Source organism: Rhodococcus sp. T2V (assembly GCF_029269925.1).
Lineage (GTDB): Bacteria > Actinomycetota > Actinomycetes > Mycobacteriales > Mycobacteriaceae > Rhodococcus_F > Rhodococcus_F koreensis.
In genome coordinates this window covers 215,423-240,125 of sequence record NZ_JARJBD010000003.1, presented here as the reverse complement: position 1 = coordinate 240,125, position 24,703 = coordinate 215,423, and the positions used below count along the sequence as shown (strand labels likewise).

Genomic DNA, 24,703 nt, shown 5'->3' with positions numbered 1-24,703 from the left:
AATCAGTCCAGGAGGACACACAGTGGCGAAGGCGAAGTTCGAGCGGACGAAGCCGCACGTGAACATCGGCACCATCGGTCACGTCGACCACGGCAAGACCACGCTGACCGCGGCCATCACCAAGGTTCTGCACGACGCGTACCCGGATCTCAACGAGGCCTCGGCCTTCGACGAGATCGACAAGGCTCCTGAGGAGAAGGCTCGCGGTATCACGATCAACATCTCGCATGTTGAGTACCAGACCGAGAAGCGCCACTACGCGCACGTCGATGCTCCCGGTCACGCCGACTACATCAAGAACATGATCACCGGTGCGGCGCAGATGGACGGCGCCATCCTCGTGGTCGCGGCCACCGACGGCCCGATGCCCCAGACGCGTGAGCACGTGCTGCTCGCCCGCCAGGTCGGCGTGCCGTACATCCTCGTCGCCCTGAACAAGGCCGACATGGTGGACGACGACGAGATCATCGAACTCGTCGAGATGGAGGTCCGTGAGCTCCTCGCTGCGCAGGAGTTCGACGAGGAAGCTCCGGTCGTCAAGGTCTCCGCACTGAAGGCGCTCGAGGGCGACCCGGAGTGGACCAAGAACATCCTCGAGCTCATGGCTGCGGTCGACGAGTCCATCCCGGACCCGGTTCGCGAGACCGAGAAGCCCTTCCTCATGCCCGTCGAGGACGTCTTCACGATCACCGGTCGTGGCACCGTCGTCACCGGTCGTATCGAGCGTGGCGTCATCAACGTGAACGAGGAGGTGGAGATCGTCGGCATCAAGGAGACCTCCACCAAGACCACGGTCACCGGTATCGAGATGTTCCGCAAGCTGCTCGACTCGGGCCAGGCCGGTGACAACGTCGGTCTGCTGGTTCGTGGTATCAAGCGCGAAGATGTCGAGCGTGGACAGGTTGTCGTCAAGCCCGGCACCACCACCCCGCACACCGAGTTCGAGGGCCAGGCGTACATCCTGTCCAAGGACGAGGGCGGCCGCCACACGCCGTTCTTCAACAACTACCGTCCGCAGTTCTACTTCCGTACCACGGACGTGACGGGCGTTGTGACGCTGCCCGAGGGCACCGAGATGGTCATGCCCGGTGACAACACCGAGATGTCCGTCAAGCTGATCCAGCCCGTCGCCATGGACGAGGGCCTGCGCTTCGCGATCCGCGAAGGCGGCCGTACCGTCGGCGCCGGCAAGGTCACGAAGATCAACAAGTGATCTAGCTTCACCAACGCCGATGGCGCTCACCCTCCGGGGTGGGCGCCATCGGCGTTTCTTGGGTTCTGCGTCAGAGGTAGTGCAGCGCGTCCCATTCCCGGATGTCGCTGGGATGGGCGATCTCTTCGAGGACGAACGGGTCGCGTGCGATGAACTGTTCCGCCCGCTCACGGCTGGTGAACACCGCCATGGACCCGTTGCTCGCCGGGTCGTCGAACGGTCCGATTCCGAGGATCCCGCCTTCCGCGGCGAACGCGTCGAGGTACTCGCGGTGCCGTGGATAGACCTCCGGGATTCGGGCGGCGGCGGACGGATCGGTTGTGTAGAACACGACGTACTCCATGGCGGAGAACCTACCGAGACCGGGACGTCCCGTGTCAGTTTTCGACGTGTACCGGGTGGTCGGCGCGGTCGAGGTGAAGCAGCACCTGGGTGGCGACCTGCTCACCGCCGAGTGTCGACGCGACCCATGATGCGACGTCCTCGGACGTGCGGGTGAAGTCGTGGATATCAAGGGTGGGGTCGGCGGTCACGACGATCGACAGGGTGGGGAGTCCGCGTTCGACGACGGCGCGGGCCCGCGTCTGCCGGACTCCGGGGTACTGGGCGAGTTCGCTGGCGACCCCGTTGGCGAGGGAGCCGAGGTCGACGGTGACGTAGGTGCCCGATTCGCGATCCGGGACCGCGACGGCCGACGTGCGTCGCCGGGTGAGGTCCAGCGCGAGGAGCACGATCCCGAAGACCAGCCCCACGACGACCGTCGCGGCGAGGGCCCAGCCCCACCAGCCCTGGTCGGGAAGCGCGGTGACGCGTGCGCGGTCGTACCGCGACACCCATTCTCGGACGATCGGAACCTGCAGGTCCCAGGCGATGGCGTAGGCACCGAATCCGAGGAGCACGAGCCCGACGAGCAGGACGATCAGCCGGTTGACGGCGGCGGTCCGGTGCGTCACGGCTTCACCTGCACTCGGAGTTCGGGGGACGTGCCGAGCAGCGACAGCGTCGGTTCCACGGCCTCGCGGACGGAGATGGCCACGTCTGCGGCGGGTGTCGACTCGGTGCGCACCACGCGGACGGTGACGTGCTTGCGGTCGACTGTCGTGTGCGCCGACAGCACCCCGGGGACCGTGTTGGCGTGACTACTGGAATTGCGGGCGAGATCGGTGGGGCGCAGCCAGACGATCGGGGTGTCGCCCACCGCGAGGGGCAGATGGGTGCGCGGCCGCGGTTTGAGGGCGGCGACGATGAGCACGATTCCCAGCACGATCGCGGCGACGGCGACGGGGACGATCCAGTCGGACCAGTGCAGCCTGCCCAGCCATTGCGCGGTGTTGCGGATCCAGGGCGCGTTGGCGAACGTGCCGCGCATGATGAGCAGTTCACGCGCGGCGACGACCGCGAGGCCGAGGGCGGCGACGGCGACGATGATCGCGGCGGGCACGGCCGCGGGTGTCGCGCGCGGCGTGCGTGGCCGGATCGGCGCCACCGGGAGGGGCGGCACCGCCGGATCGCCCTGTTCGGAGTAGAGGCTGTCGGCGCCGCTGTCTTCGGGGGCCGCGGATTCCGTTCCGACGACTACGATGTTGAGTTCGATGACCGGCATGCCGGTCATCTGCTCGACCTGGCGGTGCACCTGTGCGCGGAGCCTGCGGTTGAGCAGATCGAGATGGCACGGCCACTGCACCGCGATGTACAGGTTGATCGCGACGGCGTCCGCACCCGTCGAGACGTCGGCGCGGGGGAGCTCTCTGCCCGTCAGCCGGGACAGTCCGCCGGACTGCTTGACGACGCCGGGTACCTGGAGCGCTGCGGCGACGGCGATCTTCACGACGGCGCGTTCCTTGATGACCAACTCGCCGCGCTGGGCGGCGTCGTCGTCGAGCGCAGCGTCGTCCCGGGGTCCGGCGGGGGGTGCGGTGGACGGTTCAGCCACGGCCGCGGCTTCGGAGGATGGCGCCGAGATCGAGGTGCCCGTCGCGGTGCGCGCCCACGGCCATGCCCAGTGCACCGAGCAGGACGGCGAAGACGAATCCGCTGAAACCGCCGAGGATGCCGGCGATCGCGAGGAGTAATCCAACGATCAGGCCTGTGATTGTGCTGTTCATTGAGCGTGTCCTGTCTCTGTCAGGAGGTCTTCGATGATCACGTCGACGGGGACGTCCACCAGCGATTCCACTGCGGCCCGCACTCTTTCGGCGGTGTCGACGACGTTGGCGGGGTAGCGCGCCGCGAGATGGACGGCACAGGACGTGGGGCCGACGGTCACCCCGGTCACCCGGCGTCCGGGCAGGTACGTCGCGACTTCGCCGAATGGGCCGCCGTGCATCGCTGCCACTCCGGGGGTCGCGAGGACGGCGGCGACGATGCGTTCGGAGATGTCCTCCGCGTGAGTGTCCGGTGGGAGCGGTCCGGTCACTGCACCCTCGGTTTGCCGTCGAGCTCGGACGCGGCCTCGGATTCGTCGAACAGCATGACGTCGAAGACGGTGATGTTCACTTCGGTCACTTCGAGTCCGGTCATGCGCTCGACGGCCGCGATGACGTTGCGTCGGATGCCTACCGCGAGTTCGTGCAGTGCGACGCCGTATTCGGCGACGATGCCGATGTCGATGGCGGCCTGTTTCTCCCCGACTTCGACGGCGACGCCCTGGGCGTGGTTGACGCGGGCGCCGGGGATCCGGTCCCGGAGGGCGCCGACGGCGCGTGCGGTGCCGCCGCCCACGTCGTAGACGCCGTTGATCTCACGGGTGGCGATACCGGCGATCTTGGCGACGACGGCGTCCGCGATGATGGTCCGTCCCTGGGAACTGACGAGTTCCGGAGTCGCCCCGGCACCGAACTGCACGCGACTGCGTGCGCCTGAATCGCTGGTCATCGTGGATCCCCTTCGAGTCGCCTGCCTTCTCCTCAACAGTAATGATCACCGACGGTACGCGGGGTTTCCCACGCGCTTTCCGCCCGGGGATCTGTCCGGATACCGATGCGAAAAATATTTGATATGACTACCCGGTACCATGACGTGATCCAGGTAACAGAGGTACGGCACGACGAAAGGAACCCCATGGCGGAAGTGGCCCCCGACCAGGACGCTGCCCCCAGTGAGGAGTCCGCTTCCAGTGAGGGCGCTGCTTCCGGTGAGGGCACTGCCCCCCGGCCCCGGACGCCGGCCGTCACCGCAGGTGTGGCCGTTCTGTCCGTTCTCGCACTCGCGTTCCTGGCGGTGAGCGGCTACTTCGGCTACACGCACCGGCAGGCGGAGCAGACGGCGCAGCAGCGGTCCGAGATCGTGGACGCCGCGAGCCAGGGCGTCGTGAATCTGACGACGATGGACTTCGAGCGGGCCGACGAAGACGTGCAGAAGGTGCTCGACGGCTCGGCCGGAGAATTCCGCGACGAATTCGAGGCCCGGTCCACCGATCTCATCGCCGTCATGCAGGAGGCCCGGGTCAAATCGGTCGGGGAGGTGCGTCAAGCCGCGATCGAGAGGCAGGACGGCGACTCCGCCGACGTTCTCGTCGCGGTCGCCCAGAAGGTGTCGAATGCGGGCGGGGCGGCAGAGGAGCCGCGTAGTCAGAGAATGCGGGTCACGATGCAACTCGACGACGGCACGTACAAGATCGTGAAGGCGGGGTTCGTGCAGTGAGTACCGACGCATCGCCGAAGTCGCGCAGGCTCGTCCTGATCCTGGGTGCGCTCACCGTGGTCACGGCGGTGCTGGCCGGGGTGCTGTACTTCACGCTCTACCGGCCCGACCGGTGCGTCGACGACACCGTCCGCGCCGCCGTCACCGACACCGCCTCGCAGGGCGCGATCGCTCTGCTGTCGTACGGGCCGGACACGGTGGAGAACGACGTCGGCGTCGCGAAGGAGCGCCTGACGGGGGAGTTCCTCGACTATTACACGCAGTTCACGACGGACGTCGTCGTCCCGGCGGCGAAGGAGAGCCGGGTTGCCACGCAGGCGACGGTGGCCGCGTCCGGTCCGGTCGAGGTGGCGGCCGACACGGCGACGGTGCTGCTGTTCGTCAACCAGAGCACTACCAGCGCCGCGAAACCGGAACCGGCGGTGACGGCGACGAGCATTTCCGTCGAGCTGACCAAATCCGGCGACGACTGGCTGATCTCCGGCTTCGATCCCGTCCAGGCGCACGGGTAGCGTTGGCGCCCATGAGCACTCTTCGAGAGGTAGGCGACCGCGAGTCGTGGCGCTGTTGGTTGTGTGACGAACCGGTGGATCCCGACATGTCGGTCAACGACCCGCGCGGCCCCAGCATCGACAGTGTCGTCACCGCGAAGAAGGCCAAGGCGAAGGGCGGCGTCGAACGCCTCGCTCACCGCGCGTGCAACACCAAGAAGGGCGCCGTCAAACCGGTCGTGCCGTGGCCCGACCGGTTGTTCGTCGTCGATCCCGCCCCGATCATCGGTGTCGTCGAACAACTCGGCCGCAAGGGTGGACGGGTGGCGGTGGCGCGGTGCCCGGGCAAGTCGGACGCGGAGGACGCGTCGGAGTGGTTGCTCGACCGGTTGTCCCGTCTCGCACCGGAACTGGACGTCGAGACGCAGATCGACGCGGCCGGGGGTGCGTTCCTGCTCGTCCTGCGGCTCCGCCACCCGTGAGTACTTGTTAACCGCCGGCGGTTAACAAGTACTCACGGGCGGGGGATCGGCGGGTGCAGGGTGGTGGCGTCGCCCGGCCGGTACAGCTGGGCGCGCCTGCCGCCCGTGGATGCGGCGTCGGCGACGCCCTCGACGGGTTCGACGAATCCCCGCGTTCCCAGGACCTTGCGGCGGAAATTCGCGCGGTCCCACGTCACGTCCCATACGGCCTCGTACACCGTCTGGAGGTCCCGGATCGAGAACGGAGACTCCACGAAATGGGTTGCCAAAGTGGTGTATTCGAGTTTCGACCGCACCCGCTCGAGGGCGTCGGCGAGGATCTGCGCGTGGTCGAACGCCAACGACTCGCGGGACGCGTCCTCGACCGGCATCCAATAGGCGTCGGCGGCGTCGGAACCGGCGGACGGCTCCGGCAGGTTCGGCGCGAACGCCACGAACACCACCGACACGACGCGCATGCGCGGGTCGCGGCCCGGCTCGCTGTACGTCGCCAACTGCTCGAGGTGACCGGGAAAGCTGTCGAGCCCGGTCTCCTCCGCCAGTTCGCGTCGCGCCGCGACGTCTGCCGATTCGTCGGCGTGAACGAAACCGCCGGGCAGCGCGGGCATCCCCTGGAACGGTTCCTCTCCCCGCCGCACCAGCAGGACCGACAGCGAGGGGCCGCGCAGCGTGAACATCGCGAGATCGACGGTCACGGCGAACGGTGGGTAGTCGGTTGCGTCGTACACTGTCAGCCTCCCAGTGGTGCGGCGAACGTCGATCGGTGGGCGAGTGCCTGTTCAGTGACCTGCGTCGCGAGGTCGAGGCGCTCTGCCCGGCTCCCGGTCAGCATCACCCACGACCGCCCGGCGGCGGTGAGCGCGTCGACGAACCACTCTGTCATCTCCTCCCGGATCGACTCTCCGTCACGCAACCCATCCTGCACGAAGGGGACACCGACGTGGTCGGTAATGAGGTACAGGGCGTGGCGGCCCGGCCGGTGGTCGTGCGCCCGGGTGCTGTCGGGGCCGAGGTACCGCCGCTCCCACACGGTGGTCGCTTCTGCGTCGGTGTCGCAGATCGTCAGGGGCGACCCCGACCGCGCCGCCGCCTCTTCCCACTCGTTCTGGATGCGGGCGATGTCGGCGAAATCCTGCCCGGTCCAGACGAGGTCGTCGACGCCTGCGGACGCGTCGGCAACGCGGGCTCTCGCCAGCTTGTCGGCGGTTGCCGTGCGACCGTATTCGGGAACCCAGTGCGTGCGCCGCCAGATCCCGCCGCGGGCGCGGAAGCGCTGCGCCAGTGCGCGACTGACGGTGGTGGTTCCGGTGGATTCTGCGCCGAGCACCACGATCCGGGTGGTGAGCAGTGCCTGCGCGGGCGCGTCGAGGTGTTCCCAGGTGCCGGCGAGGTCGCCTCGACAGGCGGTTCCCGAAATCGGGAACCGGACCCGCTCGGGGTCGACGGGGACGTGGACGGCGTCGAACCAGCGGGCGAGTTCGTCGCCGTACTTCTCGCTCGACACGACCACGTCGACGGCGATTCCGGTGACCTGTCGTACCGCGGCGCGCATGCACGCCACCTGCGCGGCCCACACCGGTCGCGACGCCAGGTCCATCGGGGCGTCGCACGCGATGCCGGTCACGGTCACCGTGCGGTCCCGCGCATGCGACTCGGCGAGGCAGGACACTCTGTCCGCCAAGGGAATCGACTCGACCCGGGACGCCATCACCACCACTGTCACCCGGACGGCGACCCGCGCCGCCTCCCTGATCAGCAGGTGGTGTCCGGCGTGCGGGGGATAGAACTTTCCGATCACGAGCGCGTGGTCCCGCATTGCGGTCACCTGCTCGCGGTCGTCGCGAGGGCGGGGAGTCCCGAGGACCTGCGCCACTCGAGGAGACCGCGGACGCAGAGCACGAGGAAGCCGACGTACAGCAGGGCTGTCAGCGTCAGACCCTTGTGCAGGTAGAGCGGGACGTAGACCAGATCGGCCCCAATCCACAGCAGCCACGATTCCCAGCGCTTGTTCACCTGCCCCCAGGTGGCCAGCAGCGAGAGGGTAGTGGTGACGGCGTCCCAGAACGGGACCGTGGACGACGTCGCCGTGTGCAGGAGCACGGTCAAGGCGGCGGTGCCGACGATGCCGGTGCCGGCGAGCCACCTCCATTCCTCCGGCGACGTCCCGGTGACGGGCAACGGGTTTCCGGCGTTTCCGCGGATCCACCGGATCCACCCGGCCGCGGCGAGCGCGATGTAGACCAGTTGGAGGGCCGAGTCGGCGAAGAGTCCGGCTGCGTAGAACAGCAGGATCCAGACCAGGTTGTTTGCGATTCCGATCGGCCAGTTCCAGGCGGACTGCCGGGCGACGAGCCAGACGCACACCGCGCCCGACGCGAAACCGAGCACTTCGGCCCAGCTCGTCGTCGTCCCGAACGACGTCACCGCGGCCGAATTGAGCCAGTCGACGAGTAGTGCGATCACGGGAACTCCTTGTAGTCGTAGTGACTACGGAAACGTATCACGGTTGTAGTCGGTATGACTACAACTGGGGATGTCGTGGTGTCCCGCGGGAGGTGGGGGTACCGTCGGGACCAGAACATGAATCTGACCTCGAGTGCGAAGGAATTCCGATGAATCTGGCCTTGACCGACGAGGAGCTGGCGTTCCGCGACGAGATGCGAACGTTCTTCACCACGCAGATTCCGGCGGAGATCCGCGAGCGGTATGCGCGGGGCGAAGAAGTGGGGAAAGAAGGCTTCATCGAGTCTCAGCGGATTCTGAACGCCAACGGGCTCGCGACGCCGCACTGGCCGGTCGAATGGGGCGGCCGCGACTGGACTCCGGTGCAGAAGCACATCTGGCTCGACGAGCTCCAGCTCGCGTCGGTGCCCGAGCCGCTCGCGTTCAACACCAGCATGGTCGGCCCCGTCATCGCGGCGTTCGGTTCGCAGGAGCAGAAGGAGAAGTTCCTTCCGGCGACCGCCAACCTCGACATCTGGTGGTGCCAGGGATTTTCCGAACCCGAGGCCGGTTCCGACCTCGCGTCGCTGAAGACCCGCGCCGTCCGCGACGGCGACGACTACGTGATCAACGGCCAGAAGACGTGGACCACTCTCGCGCAGCACGCCGACTGGATCTTCGTCCTCGCCCGCACCAACCCGGATGCCCCCAAGAAGCAGGCCGGCATCTCGTTCATCCTCGTCGACCTGAAGACGCCCGGCGTCACGGTGCGCCCGATCAAGCTGATCGACGGCGGCCACGAGGTCAACGAGGTCTTCTTCGAGGACGTGCGTGTGCCCGCCGAGAATCTGGTGGGTGAGGAGAACCAGGGCTGGAGCTACGCCAAGTTCCTGCTCGGCAACGAGCGCGCCGGCGTCACCCGCCTGGGATTCTCCAAGGTCCGGCTCGCGCAGGCGAAGAAGCGCGCCGCGGAGATCTCGGTCGGTGAGGGGACGCTGCTCGACGACCCGCTGTTCGCCGCCCGCATCGCGGAACTGGAGAACGAGATCATCGCGCTCGAACTCACCCAGCTGCGGGTCGTCGCGAGTTCGGCCGACGGCAAGCCGAACCCGGCGTCGTCGCTGCTGAAGCTGCGCGGGTCCGAATTGCAGCAGGCGACACTCGAACTGCTGACCGACGTGGCGGGCCCCGACTCCCTTCCCTTCGCCGCCGGTGACGGCATCTCCTCACCGCTCTGGGCTCAGCGGACTGCACCGACCTATCTGAACTACCGCAAGGTTTCCATCTACAGCGGATCGAGCGAAGTGCAGCGCAGCATCATCGCCTCCTCGATCCTCGGATTGTGAGGGCGTGACATGGACTTCGAGCTGACCGACGAACAGAAACTGCTGCGCGACACCACCCGCGAACTGCTGGGTCGCAGCTACGACGCGGAGAAGCGCAACGCTGTCACCGACACCGAGCAGGGGTGGAGCTCGCAGGTCTGGAAGCAACTCGCCGAGGTGGGGCTGCTCGGCCTGAGCTTCGACGAGGAAGACGGGGGAATGGGCGCCGGACCCGTCGAGGTGGCATCGGTAATGACCGAGATAGGCCGCCGCCTCGCCCCCGAACCGGTCCTCGACGCCGTGCTCGTGCCCGGCGGCCTGATCGCCGCGGCCGGCAGCGCGGAGCAGCGTCGCCGGATTCTCCCGGACGTGTCCGAGGGCACCCTCCTGCTGGCCTTCGCCGATCGGGAACCGGGCGTGCGCTGGCCGTCGGCCCGGGTGTCCACGACCGCGACGAAGGACGGCGACGCGTGGACTCTGACGGGTACGAAGAATCCTGTTCCGCACGGTGGCAGCGCGAACACGCTGGTCGTCACCGCGGCGCTCCCGGAGGGCGGGGTCGGACTGTTCCTCGTCGACGGCGACGCCGCCGGCCTGACCCGCACCCCCTACGCGACCCACGACGGACTGCGGGCCGCGCAGGTGGAACTGTCCGGCACTCCGGCCGAGCCGCTCGGTGAGGGCGGCGACGCGTCTTCGGCGATCGAGGGCGCACACATCCGGGCGCAGGCGGCGCTGTGCGCGGAGGCCGTCGGCGCGATGGAGGAGGCGTTGCGGCTGACGACCGAGTACCTGAAGACCCGCAAGCAGTTCGGCGTTCCGATCGCGAAGTTCCAGACCCTCACCCACCGTGCGGCCGACATGTACGTGCTGCTGGAACTGGCCCGCAGCATGAGCCTCTACGCCACGATGTCGCTGGCCGACGGAACCGTGGACCCAGTGGTCGCGTCCCGCGCCAAGCTGCAGATCGGCCGGTCGGCCCGGACGATCGGGCAGGAAGCGATCCAGATGCACGGCGGCATCGGCATGACCGCCGAGTACCCGGTCGGGCACTACGTGAGTCGGCTGACCGCCATCGAGCACACCGTCGGCGGCTCCGACGACCACCTGCGCGTGCTCGCGGCGGCGACGACCCAGGGCACCGTCAGCATCATCTAGCTGCACCCGTGAGTACTTGTTAACCGCCCGCGGTTAACAAGTACTCACGGGTGCAGGTCTCGGATTGGTATCGGAAAGAGCGTTTTCGCCGTGTCGCACGAGGACCCCCGTGTGACGCAGCTAACGTTCTGCGCGCACATCAGAACTCACGGGGGATGTACGTATCTCGGTGAAGGAGCGTTGTCATGGGGTCCGGTCCAGTCAAAGCGATCATGTGGAGCCTGCTCGTCGTGGGACTCGTCGGTGCGGGAGTCGGGATCTCCGAACTGCACGTCCCGTGGACGGTCGCGTCGTTGATCGTCGCGTCGGTGTCGGGCCTGGTCCTGCTCAGGATCCGTGCCGACGCACACCCCGAACTGCACAGCGAGCGCCGGATGGCTGCCGGCTGACCCCGCCGTCACCCCTGCTGGAGCCCGTCCGCCCACCTGCCGATGTCGCCGCGTTCCAGTGCGAGCGCCAGCAGTTCCGGGAACTTGTCCGGCGTGCAGGCGAACGCGGGAATGCCGAGCGCACCGAGGGCCGCCGCGTTGTCGTGATCGAACGACGGGGCGCCGTCGTCGGACAGCGCCAGCAGCACCACCACCTGGACCCCGGCGTTCTTCATCGCCGCCATCCGGCGCAGCATCTCCGCGCGGATCCCGCCCTCGTACAGGTCCGAGATCAGCACGAACAACGATTCCGCCGGCCTGTCGATCAGTGACTGGCTGTACGCGATGGCCCGGTTGATGTCGGTGCCGCCGCCGAGTTGCGTGCCGAACAGCACGTCGACGGGATCGGACAGCCTGTCGGTGAGGTCGACGACCGCCGTGTCGAACACGACCAGCGACGTCTTCAGCGCGCGCATCGACGCGAGCACCGCGCCGAACACGGACGCGTACACGACGCTCGACGCCATCGAGCCGGACTGGTCGATGGCGAGGACGACGTCGCGGTGCACGGCCTGCGATCGGCGGCCGTAGCCGAGCAACCGCTCCGGCACCACCGTCTTGTGCTCGGGCAGATAGTGCGCGAGGTTGGCGCGGATGGTGCGATGCCAGTCGATGTCGCGGTGCCGGGGATTGGTGATGCGGGCGGAGCGGTTGAGGGCACCGGTGACGGCGGTTCTGGTCTTCTGCGCGATCCGGTCCTCCACCTCCCGGACCACCTTCTCGACGACCATCCGGGCGGTGGCCTTGCTGGTCTCGGGCATCACCCGGTTGAGGCTCAGCAGGGTGCCGACGAGGTGGACGTCCGGTTCGACGGCCTCGAGCAGTTCGGGTTCGAGGAGCAGTTGGGTGAGGCCGAGCCGGTCGATGGCGTCCTTCTGCATCACCTGCACGACGCTGCTCGGGAAGTAGGTGCGGATGTCGCCGAGCCAGCGTGCGACCTTCGGTGCCGATCCGCCGAGACCCGCAGCGCGCCGGCGGCTCTTCGATCCCTCGCCGCTGGTGTCGTACAGCGCGGCCAGTGCGGCGTCCATCGCCGCGTCCGTCCTGGACGCCAGCCCGCCGGTGGATTCCTCGGCGGCGTTGCCGAGCAGCAACCGCCACCGACGTAGCCGCTCCGCGTCCTCGGTCACGACGTCACCCCCAGGATGTCGGCGACGGTGCGGATCGCCACGGTGCCACGCCGGGCATCGACCTCGGCGGGGGTCTCGGCAGTGGAGCCGCCCTCCACGGACTGTCCGATGGCCCGGCGTTCCCCGGTCTCGAAGCTGCCGAACGTGCGCCGTAGCAGCGGCAGCACGTCGACGAAATCCTGCTCGCGCAGCCCCGACACCCACCCGTCGAGCAGGCGCAGCAGTTGCCGGTCGTGGACCAGCAGCAGCCCTCCGCCGCCGAGGAAGCCGTCGACCCACCCGGCCTTGGCGGTCGGGTCGGCGCCGACGGACAGCGCCCGCGACAGCCGGGTGGCGGCGTCGGTTTCGCTGACGGCGCCCGCGTCGCGGAGTAGGCGGACCATGCGCCCGATCACGAGGCCGTTCACGTCGCTGCGGTCGACGAGGCCGGTGAGCGTGCCGAGCCAGCGCGCCGACGCGCGGTCGTCGTCGCGCAACATCACCGCCGCATGGACGTCGTCGACGGCGCGGCGCAGGTCGAGGGCGCTGTCGTCGTCCAGACCGGACATCGCCGACGGCAGTCCCGCGCAGATGCGGACGAGGAGGCTGTCGGTGACGCGGGTGAGGGACGAGACGTCGGTGCCGCGGACGTCGCCGTATCGCAGGGTGCGCGTGAGCGCGGGCAGCGCGTCCATCAGGTGCATGACGTCGTGGTCGAGCGTGGCCGCGGTCTCCAGCGCGCGCAACAGTTCGACCAGGGCGTCGCCGAGATCCGACAGCAGCGCCTGCTCGAGCAGCCCGGTGAGCCGGGCGAGGGAGACGTCGCCGGCCGCCGCCTCCTCACGCACCTTCGCCGTGGCCGCGGCCTCGACGGTGGTGCCCCACAGCGACGCCTCGATGATCGACACCGCCAGTTCGGGTTGCCAGGTGAGCGACCACGTCTCACGGAACGTGCCGGTGCCGCGGACGTCGCTGTCGGCCGGGGTGCCCCAGTCGACACCGAGGATCTGCAGGCGGTGCAGGAGCCGGGACCGCGCGACGTCGTTGTCCCGGCGGAGGTCGAGGTCGATGGTCTTCTCGGTGGCCTGCTGCTTCAGGCGCAGGGTCTTCGCCCGGGCGCGCAGGTCGGCGTCGAGCGGAACCGTCGGGGTGTCGTCCGGGACGGCGCCGAGGGCCTCGCCGACGACGAGACGACGCGTGATCAGGTCGAGCAGGACGTCGTCCCCGTCGCACATCACGGCGCGGGTGGCCTCGGTGACCTCGGAGAGACCGGCCAGCGGCCGCGCCCGCAACGCGGCCAACGTGTCTGCGAGACGGACGGATTCGATGACGTGTGCACTCGACACGGGAAGGTCCTCGTCCCGCAGCACCCGCGCGACCTTCGTGAGCCACCGGGTGATCGTGCGGTCCGGGGCGGTGAACAGGTGGTGATACCAGCCGGGGGAGGTGATGCCGGCGCCGTATCCGGACGCCGTGGACAGCCGCGAATGCGTCCACGGCACCCACGTCAGCGAGGTCTTGATCTTGGGGATTCCCTTGAGGATTCGCGCATCCGCGGTGGCCGGTCCGAGGGGTCCGGCGAGTGCCGGGGCGTGCCAGGCTCCGCACACCACCGCGATCCGCACGGCACCGCCCTTGATCACCTTCCGCAGGGTCTGGCGCATGTACGCCTCGCGTCTGCTGGTGGGTTCGTCGAGTTCGACGGTGCCACGCAACGCGGTCATGGCGTCGGTGATCGCGTCGAACGAGTCCGCTCCTGAACCGGATTCGATGACGGCGTCCCACCAGCGTTCGGTGTCGTCGTAGCCGGCCGCCGCGGCCAGCGCCGCCAGTGGATCCTCGGAACGGGGCTCGGCGTGGTCGGCGGCGAGGGTGTTTGCGGCCGGAAGGTCGCAGAAGCGCACGTCGACGCCGTGTCCGGCCGCCCACGACAGCGCCTGCCACTCCGGGGAGAACACGGCGAACGGCCAGAACGCCGCCGTCCGAGGTTCGCCGGTGGCATACGCGAGCAGCGCCACCGGGGGTTCCATGGTGTCGGACGCGGTCAACGCGACCAGCGGATCGGCGTCGGCGGGACCTTCGATCAGCACGGCGTCGGGGACGAACTCGTCGAGCGCGCGACGCACCGATCGTGCGGAACCGGGCCCGTGGTGGCGGATGCCGAAGACACGGACGTCGCCCGCCGGCGGGCTCATCGCCCCGGTGCTCACCCGGTGACCTCGCGGCACGCCCGGTAGAAGTCGGCCCAGCCCTCCCGTTCGCGGACCACGGCCTCGAGGTATTCCGTCCACACCACCCGGTCGGCCACCGGGTCCTTCAGCACGGACCCGAGGATGCCCGCGGCGACGTCGGAGGGACGGAGCACGCCGTCGCCGAAATGCGCGGCGAGGGCGAGTCCGTTGGTGACCACGGAGATCGCCTCCGCCGTCGACAGCGTTCCGGACGGCGACTTCAGCTTGGTGCGACCGTCGCTCGTGGCGCCGGACCGCAGTTCCCGGAACACGGTGACCACACGACGGATCTCGTCGTCCGTCGCCGGGACCTCCGGCAGTTCCAGCGAGGACCCGAGTTGCTCGACCCGCCGCGCGACGATGGCGACTTCGTCCTCCTCGTCGGCGGGCAGGGGCAGGACCACCGTGTTGAACCGCCTGCGCAGCGCGGAGGACAGGTCGTTGACGCCGCGGTCGCGGTCGTTGGCGGTGGCGATCAGGTTGAAACCCTTGGTGGCCTGCACCTCGGTGCCCAGTTCGGGGATCGGCAGCGTCTTCTCCGAGAGCACGGTGATGAGAGCGTCCTGCACGTCGGCGGGGATACGGGTCAGTTCCTCGACGCGCGCGATACGGCCACCCTGCATGGCCGTCATCACCGGGGACGGAACGAGTGCGCCCGCGGTCGGGCCCTCGGCGAGGAGCCTCGCGTAGTTCCAGCCGTACCGGATGGCCTCCTCGGGTGTGCCCGACGTTCCCTGGACGAGCAGGGTCGACTCGCCGGACACCGCCGCCGACAGGTGTTCTGACACCCACGTCTTGGCGGTTCCGGGCACGCCGAGCAGAAGCAGTGCGCGGTCGGTGGCGAGCGTCGCGACCGCTACCTCGATCAGCCGCCGGGGACCGACGTACTTGGGGGTGATGACCGTGCCGTCGTCGAGTTCGCCGCCGAGCAGGTACGTCACGACCGCCCACGGCGACAACTTCCACGACGGTGGCCGGGGCCGGGTGTCCTGCGCGGCGAGGGCGGCGAGTTCGTCGGCGTAGGCCTGCTCGGCGTGGGGTCGTAGCAGGTCGGCCGGGCCGGCCGCGATCTCGGTCACTCGAGCTCCTTCAGGACTGTTCTGCGATGGTCGATGTTGGCGGCGACAGTGGCGAAGGCCTGCTGCCAGCCCGGGTCACGGGTGCGTTCGGCGGCCGCCCGGAGCAGCGGCGCCGCAGCGAACGGGAAGTGTGTCTCCGCGCTGCGGAGGGTCGAATAGTGGCTGTGCCGGGAGAACTGACCGAGGTCCTTGCCGGTCTCGGCGTGCCGCCCGGCCATGTCCTCGAGGCGGGCGATCACCCGCTCGGCGAGGTCGAGCGGCCACGGGTGGGGAAGCCCCTCGAACAGTGCGGCGCCGTCGACGCCCAACAGGTAGCTGTCGGCGTGGCCCGACAGAATGTAGGCGAGGCGTTCGCGGGCGGGGACGATCGGCACCACGCGACGTTCGGTCTTCCGTCCCTCACGGTGCAGGAGGGCGGACGCCCAGCGCGGATTGCGCTGGAGCACGGTGGCGTTGGTCCACGCCTCCATCATCACCTCCCGCCACTGGTCTTCGATCCGGATCTCCAAGGCGCCGGAGGCCGAGCCGATCATGCCTTCCCACACCGACAAGGGGGCGGCGGTGACCACCATCCGCAACCACCAGCTGCGGATTCCCTTGTTCTTGAAGTGGACGTCCTCGATTCCGTCGCGACGGGCCGAATCGTCCAGGGAACCCGGCATGTTCACCACGAGGCGGGTGCGCAACGGCTTCTTCTCCACCCGCACCCACGAGCGGGCGCGGGCGGCCATCCGCTCGGCGTACGCGGAGTTCGGCAGCTGCCGCAGCAACTGGACCGCCTGCTGGCGTACCTCTTTCCGCCGGTCGTCGAGTGCGTGCTCGAGCAGGTCGGAGTCGGCGTCGCCGAGCCCCGTGCCCAGGACCGCGATGAACGCCGCCCGGTGTTCGCCCCGTTCGGAATCCCAGGTGCGACGCAGTTCGGTCATCGCGATCGCCGGGTTCACCGCCCGCATCGTCGTGAGCCACAGCAGCCGTTCCTGGTGCGCGCCGTGCGTCCACACGTCGGTGCGATCGGACCGCCGGACCAGCATCGACCAGTCCGGGTTCTGGGCGGCGAGCCACTGGCCGCGGGGGCCTGCCAATCGCAGGATGCTCTCGCGGTGGGTGTCGTTCGTGCGTGCCACCGCCATCAGGTCGGCGACGAGGTGATCGGGCGCGCGGTATCCCCGCTCGGCGACCACCGCGAACCACTCGGTGAGCGTCCACGACTTGGCGGCGAGCAACTGCATCAGGTGCGCGGCGGACGCGGGCGGCAACTGCAGCCGCGGATCGTCCTCGGCGGGTGCGGGCAGCACGCGGGTGGAGGCGGCGACTCCGCCGTCGCGGTACGCGTTCTCGAGCGCGGCGGCGCCCAGCAGGGTCTCCGCCGGGTCACCACCGACCGACCGCGCCAGTTCGCCGGTGGCCAGACCCGCGAACGAGGGAGTGGAACGTGCCGTGCCGAGCAGTGCGGCGGACAGGAGTTCGCTCATCGCCGACTCCCCGCGGTCGACGGCGCGGCGGCCACGAGCGGGTACACGTCGCCGCGATCGAACACCGACACGGGAACGAGGGAGTCGCTGGTCCACTCCCCGAACACGGTGACGGGACTGCCGCCGGACATTCCGAGCAGCCGCCACAGGACCGGATCCTCGCCGGACAGCGGCAGCGCGCGTCCCTGCCCGTCGACGACGAACCAGCTTCCGCCGTCGTATGCCGGGGTGACACCGGTGAGCAGGGCGGGCCACGAGCGGATCCACGGGTCGGCTCCGACCGCGGCGGCGAAGTCGTCGAGTGCGGTGGCGATGTCGCTCGGTGCGACCGTCGTGAACGGTTCGGGCGGCTCGTGGGCGTCGCCGATCTGGGCGCGCAGCGGCGCGGCGCCGGGGTAGAAGTGCAGGGTGGCGTCGACGAGCGATCCGAGCGGCGGGATCACCGTCGAGAAGTTGGCGGAGCCGTGCGCGAAGTCCAGGAGGATCGCGCGCCGACCGTGGTCGCGGCCGAGCAACCACACCTTGCGGGTGAAGAGGCGCTTCTCCTCGGTGGTCTGCATGCCCAGGACCATCCACCGGTCGCGGACTCCCGGCTCGCCGCGCACGCTGCCGGTGGCCACCGGGTAGCCGACGTGCGAACGCACCGACGCCTGCAACGGTTCCGGTAGTTCGCTCAGCCTGCGATGGGCGACGACGAGAAGGTGCAGCCTGGCGTATTCGCGGAGCAACCGGTCCGGCCAGTCGGCGCGGGTGGCCACGACGATCGGAAGGCGGCGCAGGGCGGACGCGACGCCCGGCGCCTGCGCGTCGACCATGCGGGCCGCGATGGCGTCGAACGCGGACGCCGAGATGTCGGCCGCGCCGAGCCCGCCCCGGATCTGGTCGGTGAGCCACAGGTCGAGTTCGTCGAGGCCCGCCGCCACCCGCTCGGCCCGGCGTTCCGCGGACTTCGCGGCGGAGGTCGTGGCCGACGGCGCCGCGGTGCGCACCGCGGCCGCCCGCCCGGCCCGCCGGCCCAGCCAGTCGTTCGCGAACTCGGGCGGTTCGGACTGCTCCGGAACCCGGCCCTGCGACCAGATCAGCAGCAGCCCGAGCGTGTGCTTGCACGGAAACTTCCGGCTCGGGCACGAGCAGTGGTACGCCGGACCGGTGAGGTCGACGACCGATCGGTAGGGGCTCGTGCCGCTGCCCTGACACAGTCCCCACAGTGCGTCACCGTTGCCGCCCGTCTGCGTCCACGCGGCCGACAGCTTTGCGGCGGCAGCGAGCGAGCCGGCATCGGGGGCCACCGATGCGACCTGTCCCTCCGACCAAGGCGACGTCACTCCGCCACCGTAGGGGAATTGTCCGACAGGAAGGGAGGTGGGTGCGCGGAATGTGCGCCAACTTCGGTGTGGACGCCGGTCTCCCGTGTCAAGCTGACGTCAGGTGCGACAGCGAGGAGTGGGCCGGTGATTCACGGAAGGTATTTCGAGTTCAAGGGTCGTCCCGCCGTGCGGTTCCGGTGCACGTACCCGTTCGCCGTTCAGAGGCTGTGGGAGGCCGTGTCGGAGCCGGACGAACTCGCGCACTGGTTTCCGTCACGGGTCCGGCTCGACACCTACGCCGGCGGCGACATCGAATTCTTCCCGGACCCGCACGGCGACCCCGAGACGGGGACGGTCCTCGTCTACGGCGCGCCGTGCGCCCTGGCGTTCACCTGGGGCGGGGACGAGATCCACTTCGAGGTCGAGCCGACCGCGGAGGGGTGCGCGCTGACGCTCGTGAATGTTCTCGAGGTCCGCAACACGGCGGCCAGGAACGCCGCCGGGTGGAGTGTCTGTCTCGCCGACCTCGACCGGCACCTCGACGGGGCGGACACGCCAGGTCACGGCCGCGATGCGTCCGCGGACTGGCGGCCGTTCTATCAGACCTATCTGGGGGAGGGGATGCCGGCGGGGGCCCCGATCCCGGGGGAGTCCGCCTGACGGCGGTTCGTCAGAGCCGGGGACGCTCGAACAGGCTCTCGACGTTCGACGCCGGCTCGTTCGGCGCCTCGACCGCGATGTTGCCGCCGGTCCTGAGCCACCCGTTCCTCAGCGACGACGTCAACCAGTTGTCGAGTGCGGCTTGGGTTTCGAACTTCAGGACGATCACGCAGACATCGGAGGTGCTGCTCTCCTTGAGCCACCCCCCGCCGAGGAATCCGGGGAACAGGCGGGCGAGTCCGAGCCCGGTCTGAATCCAGTCGGCAAACTCCTCGTCGCAGCCGCGGAGGACCCGGCGGACGATGGTCGTCGTGACGGACGCATCCACGGGCTCGCCTGCCCTGGCGCCGTCGGCCGCGTTCTCCATCGTTTCCCTACCTCGGTTCCGGCTCACCCCCGTGACATGTTCCACCTCAAACTACCAGCGGATTCGACGTCACAGGTCGTAGAAGGGTGCGGCGTACCGGAACGTGCCGGTGATGGACGGATCCCAGCATGCGAGCCGGCGAACCTGGAAGTGGGACGACCACGACGGCTGGTCCGGCTCGATCCCGACCGACGTTCCGGAGACGAAGCCGAACCGCGGGTAGTAGTCGAGGTGACCGAGCAGTGCGACGAGCGGTTCGTCCCTGGCGTCGGCGCCGCCGAGCACGGCGTGCATCAGCGCCGAGCCCACCCCGTCGCGCTGGAGACCGGGGAGGACGCCGATCGGGCCGAGTGCGAGTACGTCCGTGGCGTCGACGGCCGCGCGGGTCAGGCAGACGTGGCCGACGACGGTTCCGTCGATTTCGGCGACGAGGGCCAGTTGCGGAATCCAGTCGTCGCTCGACCGCAACCGGGTCACGAGTCCGACTTCGACGGGAGCGTCGCCGTCGAAAGCCTGCCGGTGCACCTCGGCCACCGCGTCGACGTCGCCTGCATTCTCGCGTCTGATCAGCATGCGCACACAGTGCATCGGCCGGGCCGCAGGCCGCAACGGATTTTCCGGCGCCGGCCGTTGTCCGGCCGGTAGCGGTGCACGAAAAGCGTTCTCCAATTGTGACCGTGTGACGTTTGCGGCCGAATGAATTTCCGGCGCATCGGTAGCAGTATGGGCAGAACGTGAGTCGAGCGAAGGACAACGGGAATCGGGGGTGCGGGTGGTCGACGCCAGGGTGGTCGGATATAGTTGCGGTGTGCAACACAACGAGGTCGAGCCGGAGGAAGCGCCCGCGTCGGGCGTGGTGGCCGTCCATGACGAACTCGTCCGCCTCGTCCGTCAACTGGTCGCCGGTGACCGCCCTCCCGTCGGATCCCCGACGTTCGCTCAACATTCGCTGCTCTCCTTCGTCGCCCGCAATCCGGGTTGCCGGGCCACCCAGATCTCGGACGCGTTCGGCGTGCACCGCTCCACCGTGTCGCGTCAACTCCGGGGCTGCATCGACGAGGGCTGGGTGCACGCCGAACCGGGACCGCTGCGCAGCGGTCACCCGCTGAGCCTCACCGACGGCGGCGTCGCGGTGCTGGCCGGCGCCGACGCCCGCCGGGTGGAGGAAGTCCGCGACCGGGTGGCCTCGTGGTCGGACGCCGAGATCGCCGCGTTCGCCCGGCACCTCCGCAAGTTCCGCCAGGGCGGCGACGCAGACGACAGCATCGGAGACGGCACCCGTGCGTGAGTACACCAGCGCCCCGACGTTCTCCGTGTCGGATCACGAGAACGCCGTGCTCCGGGTGTTCGCGCACGCCGAGAGCTACCCGGATCGGGTGATGTACACGCGTCCGGAGTCCGGCGGGTGGGTCGACGTGACGGCCAAGGACTTCGGCGCACTCGTCACCGGGGTCGCGAAGGGTCTGATCGCCAACGGGGTACGCCCCGGCGACCGGGTGGCACTGCTGTCGTCGACCAGATTCGAATGGTCGCTGCTCGACTACGCGATCTGGGCGGCGGGCGCGGCGTCCGTCCCGATCTACGATTCCTCCTCGCACGACCAGATCCGGTGGATCATCGAGGATTCGGGGGCCGTGGCCGCGCTTGTGGAGACCCCGGCCCACGCGTCGAGTTTCGGGGGTGACGGCATCCCCTACACGCTGAAGCGCATCCTCACCATCGACGAGGACGCGGTGGGCACACTCATCACGGACGGGTTGTCGATCGACGATTCCGAGGTGTTCAAGCGGGTGGTGGCGCTGACCGCCAACGATCTCGCCTCACTCGTGTACACCTCGGGCACCACGGGCCGTCCCAAGGGCTGCATCCTCACCCACCGGAACTTCCTGTCGGAGGTGCGGTCGCTGCTCGCGGCGCCGATCGGCGACGTTGCCCGGCCGGGCAACCGCGTGCTGACGTTCCTGCCGCTGGCGCACGTGCTGGCGCGGGCGGTGTCGCTGGCGATGTTCGAAGGCGGGGCCACGCAGGCGCACTGGTCCGACTTCGGCACGGTCACGGGGGAATTCGAACGTTTCCGGCCCAACACCATCCTCGGTGTTCCCCGCGTGTTCGAGAAGGTGCGGGACGGCGCGGCGCGCAAGGCGGCGTCGGGTGGAGGCCTGCAGAAGCGGATCTTCGACTTCGCCGAGGCCACGGCGGTGGCGTACAGCGAGGCCCAGGACACCGGCGGTGCGCCGCTGCGGCTCCGGCTCGAGCACGCGGTCGCCGACAAACTCGTCTACGCGAAACTCCGTGCCGCCCTGGGCGGCGACTGCTGGTGGGCGATCTCGGGTGGCGGGGCGCTCATGCCCCGGCTCGGCCATTTCTTCCGCGGCATCGGGGTTCCGGTCTACGAGGGCTACGGACTCACCGAATCGACGGCCGCGCACTGCGTCAACGTCCCCGGAGCCCAGCGGATCGGGACGGTCGGTCAGCCGCTGGGCGGCAACAGTGTGCGCATCGCCGAGGACGGTGAGATCGAACTGCGCGGCGGCGTCGTGTTCGGCGGTTACTGGCGCAACGAACACGCCACCCGGGAAGTGCTGGACGACGGCTGGTTTCGCACCGGCGACCTCGGCGACCTGGACGACGGCGGCTATCTCACCATCACCGGCCGGAAGAAGGATCTGCTGATCACCGCCGGCGGCAAGAACGTGTCGCCGGGTCCGCTCGAGGACCGGCTGCGCTCGCATCCCCTCGTCTCGCAGGCGGTGGTGGTGGGCGACGGCCGCCCGTTCATCGGGGCCCTGCTGACCGTGGATCCGCAGGAATTCGGCAAGTGGAAGGCCGCGCACGGCAAGCCGTCCGATGCCACGGTGGCGGACCTGCGTGACGACGAGGAACTGCGCGGAGACCTGCAGGACGCCGTGGACGACGCGAACACCACCGTCTCGCACACGGAGTCGATCAAACGGTTCGTCGTCCTGGACCGCGACCTCACGGAGGCCGGCGGGGAGCTGACCGCCACCCTGAAGATCAAGCGGCCCGTGGTGACCGAGCGCTTCGCGGACGACATCGCGAGCCTGTACCGCCGCGGCTGACCCGGTTACGGTGGCGGCATGACAACAGCTTTCGTTCTGTCGGGTGGGGCGAGCCTCGGGGCAATCGAGGTCGGAATGCTGCAGACCCTGATCGGCAGGGGAATTCGGCCGGACCTCATCGTCGGCACGTCCGTCGGTGCGCTCAACGGCGCCTGGCTCGCCGGGGGTTCCTCCGACGCGGACCTGCGCGAACTGGCCGACCTGTGGCGCGGTCTCACCCGCAGCGCGGTGTTTCCCGCCGGATTGCTCACCGGGTTCACCGGTTTCGTCGGGCTCCGCAACCACCTGGTCTCCAACCGCGCCATCAGGAAGCTGCTGGCGCAGCATCTGCGGTTCGAACGGATGGAGGATGCGCCGATCCCGCTGCACGTCATCGCCGTCGACGTGCTCACCGGCAAGGACGTCCGGCTGTCGACGGGGCCTGCCGTCGACGCCGTCACCGCCAGCGCGTCGCTGCCCGGCATCCTCCCACCCGTGGTGATCGACGGCCGGGCGCTGATGGACGGCGGGGTCGTCAACAACACCCCCATCTCCCATGCGATCGAACTGGGGGCGACGACCGTGTGGGTACTTCCCACCGGATATGCCTGCACCCTGTCGAAGGTCCCCGGAAGTGCCCTGGGCATGGGGTTGCTCGGCGTGACGCTCGCGATCAATCAGCGGCTCGCCCTCGACATCGAGCGGTACGAGAGCGTCGCGGACATCCGGGTGGTGCCCCCGCTGTGCCCGCTGGACACGAGTCCCGCCGATTTCGGCGACGCCGACGAACTGATCACGCGGGCGCGGGAGCAGACCGCGACGTGGCTCGACGAGGCACGCGTCGCCGGGGTCGGGCAGGCGGACCTGCTGCTGCCGCACGGGCACGGGTAGCCGTCAGCGGCACCCCGCTGGCGCAGGCACTCCGGCCAGCCGGTCGTCGATCCAGCGCACCACCTCGGGCAACGCGAACACGGCAGCGGTGAGGTGCTCGCCGAACTGCGGGGCGTAGGTGACGTCGGCTCCGCCGCGGCACCACTCCTGCTGCAGTGTGATCACCCCGTCCTCCGGGATCCACTCGTCGCCGAGGAACACTCGCGACGACCCGTGATACAGCAGCACCGGCGCGGTCGGGGTGAGCGCGCCCATCCTGTTCTCGGCGACCACCGTTCGGGCTGTGGGATTGCCGAACGGGTCGGGGACGGCGGCGAACAGCTCGGCCGGCAGCGAGGCGACCCCGGCCGGTGCGAGGGCCAGGATGCACTGGTCCTTCAGCGGCGACGTCGCCAGCGCCACACCGAGCGGATTCGCCAGCATCAGCATCTCCGGGTATTCGCGGGCGAGCCCGAGGACGGCGGACAGGTACACACCCGAACCGAGTTGGCCGTTCATCGTCCTGCGGAGCAAACCGAAATCGGCGGGGGTCCCGCCCGCGGCGGCGCCGGCGAGTTGCACGTCCGGTGCGTACGTCGGCTGCAGTTGCGCCGCCCAGCCGGTGGCGATCGCACCACCGCTGTATCCGGTCGCGAGAACCGGGCTGTCCGACAGCCCGAGGCCGGGAAGCTGCCTCATGCCGCGGATGCTGTCGAGCACGGCATGACCCGCCATTCGCCCTGCGCTGTACGCCATCCGTGGTCCCTGGTGGTCGGGCACGAGCACCGCGTAGTTCTTCGCGAGGAAGAGCGAGAGCACCGGTGGGATGTCCAGGTCGAGGGTCTGCCAGTCGTGCACCATCTTGTAGGACGGTGTGCACCGGGCGCCCAGCGAGTCGATGGGCATGTTGTAGTCGACCACCGGTCTCGGACCCGGCGCGGTCCACTCCGCCGTCGGTACCAGCACCGTCGCGGTCACCGGCACGGGGCGGTCCTTGGAATCGTTGGAACGCACCATGATCTGGTGTGCACGGTGCGGGACGAGGGGGTTCGGCACCGCCCGGAGCGTCACTTCCCGTGAGCGGATGATCTCGCCGGCCGCGAACTCCGCGACGTTCGGCGGCCACACGAAGAAGTCGTCGTCCAGGATGGGGGACGGGAGAATGGATTCGGGCCCGAGGGGCTGGGCGGCCGCGCGCGCAGGGTGGGTGCACACATACGCGGCCGCGCAGGTGGACAGTGTCATCAGGACCACCGCACGAAACAGGTTCATCGCTACCACCGCCCTGAGGTAACTGTCCCAGGATGTAACTGTAACTCCAGTCACATCGTCGCAGATAGACACGGCTACAGCGGTGGTTTGTTTTCG

28 protein-coding genes are annotated in these 24,703 nt (G+C 69.2%); 11 read left to right on the top strand and 17 right to left on the bottom strand.

Annotation, left to right across the window (positions count from 1 at the left end; genetic code table 11):
• Positions 1-22: 22 nt before the first annotated feature.
• Positions 23-1,213, top strand: coding sequence for an elongation factor Tu (gene tuf / locus P3H15_RS04615; protein WP_276136155.1), 1,191 nt, complete (start codon positions 23-25; stop codon positions 1,211-1,213).
• A gap of 70 nt (positions 1,214-1,283) precedes the next feature.
• Here tuf and P3H15_RS04610 read toward each other — a convergent pair whose 3' ends face one another.
• Genes P3H15_RS04610 through P3H15_RS04585 form a run of 6 tightly spaced genes read right to left on the bottom strand, consistent with a single transcriptional unit; the run spans position 1,284 to position 4,087 of the window.
• Positions 1,284-1,556, bottom strand: coding sequence for a YciI family protein (locus P3H15_RS04610; RefSeq protein ID WP_346348747.1), 273 nt, complete (start codon positions 1,554-1,556; stop codon positions 1,284-1,286).
• 34 nt (positions 1,557-1,590) lie between these two features.
• On the bottom strand, positions 1,591-2,166 hold the full coding sequence (locus tag P3H15_RS04605; RefSeq protein WP_276136153.1) for a hypothetical protein: 576 nt from the start codon (positions 2,164-2,166) through the stop codon (positions 1,591-1,593).
• Complete coding sequence (locus tag P3H15_RS04600) at positions 2,163-3,146, bottom strand: DUF6286 domain-containing Asp23/Gls24 family envelope stress response protein (protein ID WP_276136152.1); 984 nt, start codon at positions 3,144-3,146, stop codon at positions 2,163-2,165. Before P3H15_RS04600 ends, P3H15_RS04605 begins: the two co-directional genes overlap by 4 nt.
• Positions 3,139-3,318 carry a hypothetical protein gene (locus tag P3H15_RS04595; RefSeq protein WP_005252219.1) on the bottom strand — a complete coding sequence of 60 codons (180 nt, stop codon included), beginning with the start codon at positions 3,316-3,318 and terminating at the stop codon, positions 3,139-3,141. The genes P3H15_RS04600 and P3H15_RS04595 overlap by 8 nt, the downstream gene beginning before the upstream one ends.
• The gene (locus P3H15_RS04590; RefSeq protein WP_276136151.1) at positions 3,315-3,629 is read right to left on the bottom strand and encodes a hypothetical protein; all 315 of its coding nucleotides are present in this window, start codon (positions 3,627-3,629) and stop codon (positions 3,315-3,317) included. The genes P3H15_RS04595 and P3H15_RS04590 overlap by 4 nt, the downstream gene beginning before the upstream one ends.
• Entirely contained in the window at positions 3,626-4,087 is a 462-nt protein-coding gene (locus P3H15_RS04585; protein ID WP_072940161.1) for an Asp23/Gls24 family envelope stress response protein, read from the bottom strand. Before P3H15_RS04585 ends, P3H15_RS04590 begins: the two co-directional genes overlap by 4 nt.
• Positions 4,088-4,231: 144 nt before the next feature.
• Between P3H15_RS04585 and P3H15_RS04580 the strand changes: the two genes are divergently transcribed.
• The 3 genes from P3H15_RS04580 to P3H15_RS04570 are packed head-to-tail and all read left to right on the top strand — an operon-like array spanning position 4,232 to position 5,828.
• Entirely contained in the window at positions 4,232-4,855 is a 624-nt protein-coding gene (locus tag P3H15_RS04580; RefSeq protein ID WP_346348750.1) for a hypothetical protein, read from the top strand.
• Positions 4,852-5,367: a twin-arginine translocation pathway signal gene (locus tag P3H15_RS04575; protein WP_276136149.1), complete on the top strand. Its 516-nt coding sequence runs from the start codon at positions 4,852-4,854 to the stop codon at positions 5,365-5,367. The genes P3H15_RS04580 and P3H15_RS04575 overlap by 4 nt, the downstream gene beginning before the upstream one ends.
• A gap of 11 nt (positions 5,368-5,378) precedes the next feature.
• On the top strand, positions 5,379-5,828 hold the full coding sequence (locus P3H15_RS04570; protein WP_072940167.1) for a hypothetical protein: 450 nt from the start codon (positions 5,379-5,381) through the stop codon (positions 5,826-5,828).
• 32 nt (positions 5,829-5,860) lie between these two features.
• Here P3H15_RS04570 and P3H15_RS04565 read toward each other — a convergent pair whose 3' ends face one another.
• From P3H15_RS04565 to pnuC, 3 genes are read right to left on the bottom strand one after another with little or no spacing between them, the layout of a single operon-like run.
• Positions 5,861-6,556, bottom strand: a complete 696-nt coding sequence (locus tag P3H15_RS04565) for an NUDIX domain-containing protein (RefSeq protein ID WP_241031305.1) — start codon at positions 6,554-6,556, stop codon at positions 5,861-5,863.
• 2 nt (positions 6,557-6,558) lie between these two features.
• A complete protein-coding gene (locus P3H15_RS04560) occupies positions 6,559-7,644 on the bottom strand; it encodes an AAA family ATPase (RefSeq protein ID WP_276136148.1) in 1,086 nt (361 codons plus the stop codon).
• 5 nt (positions 7,645-7,649) lie between these two features.
• Positions 7,650-8,291 carry a nicotinamide riboside transporter PnuC gene (gene pnuC, locus P3H15_RS04555; protein WP_276136147.1) on the bottom strand — a complete coding sequence of 214 codons (642 nt, stop codon included), beginning with the start codon at positions 8,289-8,291 and terminating at the stop codon, positions 7,650-7,652.
• Between the two features lie 149 nt (positions 8,292-8,440).
• On the opposite strand from pnuC, the gene P3H15_RS04550 reads away from it, so the two are divergent.
• The 3 genes from P3H15_RS04550 (at position 8,441) to P3H15_RS04540 (ending at position 11,142) form a co-directional block, all read left to right on the top strand.
• Positions 8,441-9,616 carry an acyl-CoA dehydrogenase family protein gene (locus P3H15_RS04550; RefSeq protein WP_206013037.1) on the top strand — a complete coding sequence of 392 codons (1,176 nt, stop codon included), beginning with the start codon at positions 8,441-8,443 and terminating at the stop codon, positions 9,614-9,616.
• 9 nt (positions 9,617-9,625) lie between these two features.
• Positions 9,626-10,753 carry an acyl-CoA dehydrogenase family protein gene (locus P3H15_RS04545; protein WP_276136146.1) on the top strand — a complete coding sequence of 376 codons (1,128 nt, stop codon included), beginning with the start codon at positions 9,626-9,628 and terminating at the stop codon, positions 10,751-10,753.
• Between the two features lie 185 nt (positions 10,754-10,938).
• Positions 10,939-11,142 (top strand): hypothetical protein, encoded by a 204-nt coding sequence (locus P3H15_RS04540; RefSeq protein ID WP_012688808.1) that lies wholly within the window; start codon positions 10,939-10,941, stop codon positions 11,140-11,142.
• Positions 11,143-11,150: 8 nt separating this feature from the next.
• Here the strand turns inward: P3H15_RS04540 and P3H15_RS04535 are convergent, their stop codons facing one another.
• From P3H15_RS04535 to P3H15_RS04515, 5 genes are read right to left on the bottom strand one after another with little or no spacing between them, the layout of a single operon-like run.
• Positions 11,151-12,311, bottom strand: a complete 1,161-nt coding sequence (locus tag P3H15_RS04535; protein WP_276136145.1) for a VWA domain-containing protein — start codon at positions 12,309-12,311, stop codon at positions 11,151-11,153.
• Entirely contained in the window at positions 12,308-14,485 is a 2,178-nt protein-coding gene (locus P3H15_RS04530; protein ID WP_276136199.1) for a DUF5682 family protein, read from the bottom strand. Before P3H15_RS04530 ends, P3H15_RS04535 begins: the two co-directional genes overlap by 4 nt.
• Before the next feature lie 11 nt (positions 14,486-14,496).
• The gene (locus P3H15_RS04525; protein ID WP_276136144.1) at positions 14,497-15,600 is read right to left on the bottom strand and encodes an AAA family ATPase; all 1,104 of its coding nucleotides are present in this window, start codon (positions 15,598-15,600) and stop codon (positions 14,497-14,499) included.
• Entirely contained in the window at positions 15,597-17,072 is a 1,476-nt protein-coding gene (locus P3H15_RS04520; protein ID WP_276136143.1) for a DUF5691 domain-containing protein, read from the bottom strand. Before P3H15_RS04520 ends, P3H15_RS04525 begins: the two co-directional genes overlap by 4 nt.
• Positions 17,069-18,397 (bottom strand): SWIM zinc finger family protein, encoded by a 1,329-nt coding sequence (locus tag P3H15_RS04515; RefSeq protein WP_276136142.1) that lies wholly within the window; start codon positions 18,395-18,397, stop codon positions 17,069-17,071. The genes P3H15_RS04520 and P3H15_RS04515 overlap by 4 nt, the downstream gene beginning before the upstream one ends.
• A gap of 126 nt (positions 18,398-18,523) precedes the next feature.
• On the opposite strand from P3H15_RS04515, the gene P3H15_RS04510 reads away from it, so the two are divergent.
• A complete protein-coding gene (locus tag P3H15_RS04510) occupies positions 18,524-19,039 on the top strand; it encodes an SRPBCC family protein (RefSeq protein WP_276136141.1) in 516 nt (171 codons plus the stop codon).
• A gap of 10 nt (positions 19,040-19,049) precedes the next feature.
• Here the strand turns inward: P3H15_RS04510 and P3H15_RS04505 are convergent, their stop codons facing one another.
• On the bottom strand, positions 19,050-19,406 hold the full coding sequence (locus tag P3H15_RS04505) for an antibiotic biosynthesis monooxygenase (protein WP_072940196.1): 357 nt from the start codon (positions 19,404-19,406) through the stop codon (positions 19,050-19,052).
• 69 nt (positions 19,407-19,475) lie between these two features.
• Positions 19,476-19,979 carry a GNAT family N-acetyltransferase gene (locus P3H15_RS04500; RefSeq protein WP_276136140.1) on the bottom strand — a complete coding sequence of 168 codons (504 nt, stop codon included), beginning with the start codon at positions 19,977-19,979 and terminating at the stop codon, positions 19,476-19,478.
• Between the two features lie 193 nt (positions 19,980-20,172).
• Here P3H15_RS04500 and P3H15_RS04495 point away from each other — a divergent pair, with 193 nt between their 5' ends.
• Genes P3H15_RS04495 through P3H15_RS04485 form a run of 3 tightly spaced genes read left to right on the top strand, consistent with a single transcriptional unit; the run spans position 20,173 to position 23,356 of the window.
• Complete coding sequence (locus P3H15_RS04495) at positions 20,173-20,694, top strand: MarR family winged helix-turn-helix transcriptional regulator (RefSeq protein WP_276136139.1); 522 nt, start codon at positions 20,173-20,175, stop codon at positions 20,692-20,694.
• Positions 20,687-22,486, top strand: a complete 1,800-nt coding sequence (locus tag P3H15_RS04490) for a long-chain fatty acid--CoA ligase (protein ID WP_276136138.1) — start codon at positions 20,687-20,689, stop codon at positions 22,484-22,486. Before P3H15_RS04495 ends, P3H15_RS04490 begins: the two co-directional genes overlap by 8 nt.
• Before the next feature lie 18 nt (positions 22,487-22,504).
• Positions 22,505-23,356: a patatin-like phospholipase family protein gene (locus P3H15_RS04485; RefSeq protein WP_072940204.1), complete on the top strand. Its 852-nt coding sequence runs from the start codon at positions 22,505-22,507 to the stop codon at positions 23,354-23,356.
• Positions 23,357-23,359: 3 nt separating this feature from the next.
• On the opposite strand, the gene P3H15_RS04480 is transcribed toward P3H15_RS04485, so the two are convergent.
• Positions 23,360-24,607 carry a lipase family protein gene (locus P3H15_RS04480; RefSeq protein ID WP_276136137.1) on the bottom strand — a complete coding sequence of 416 codons (1,248 nt, stop codon included), beginning with the start codon at positions 24,605-24,607 and terminating at the stop codon, positions 23,360-23,362.
• Positions 24,608-24,703: the final 96 nt, after the last annotated feature.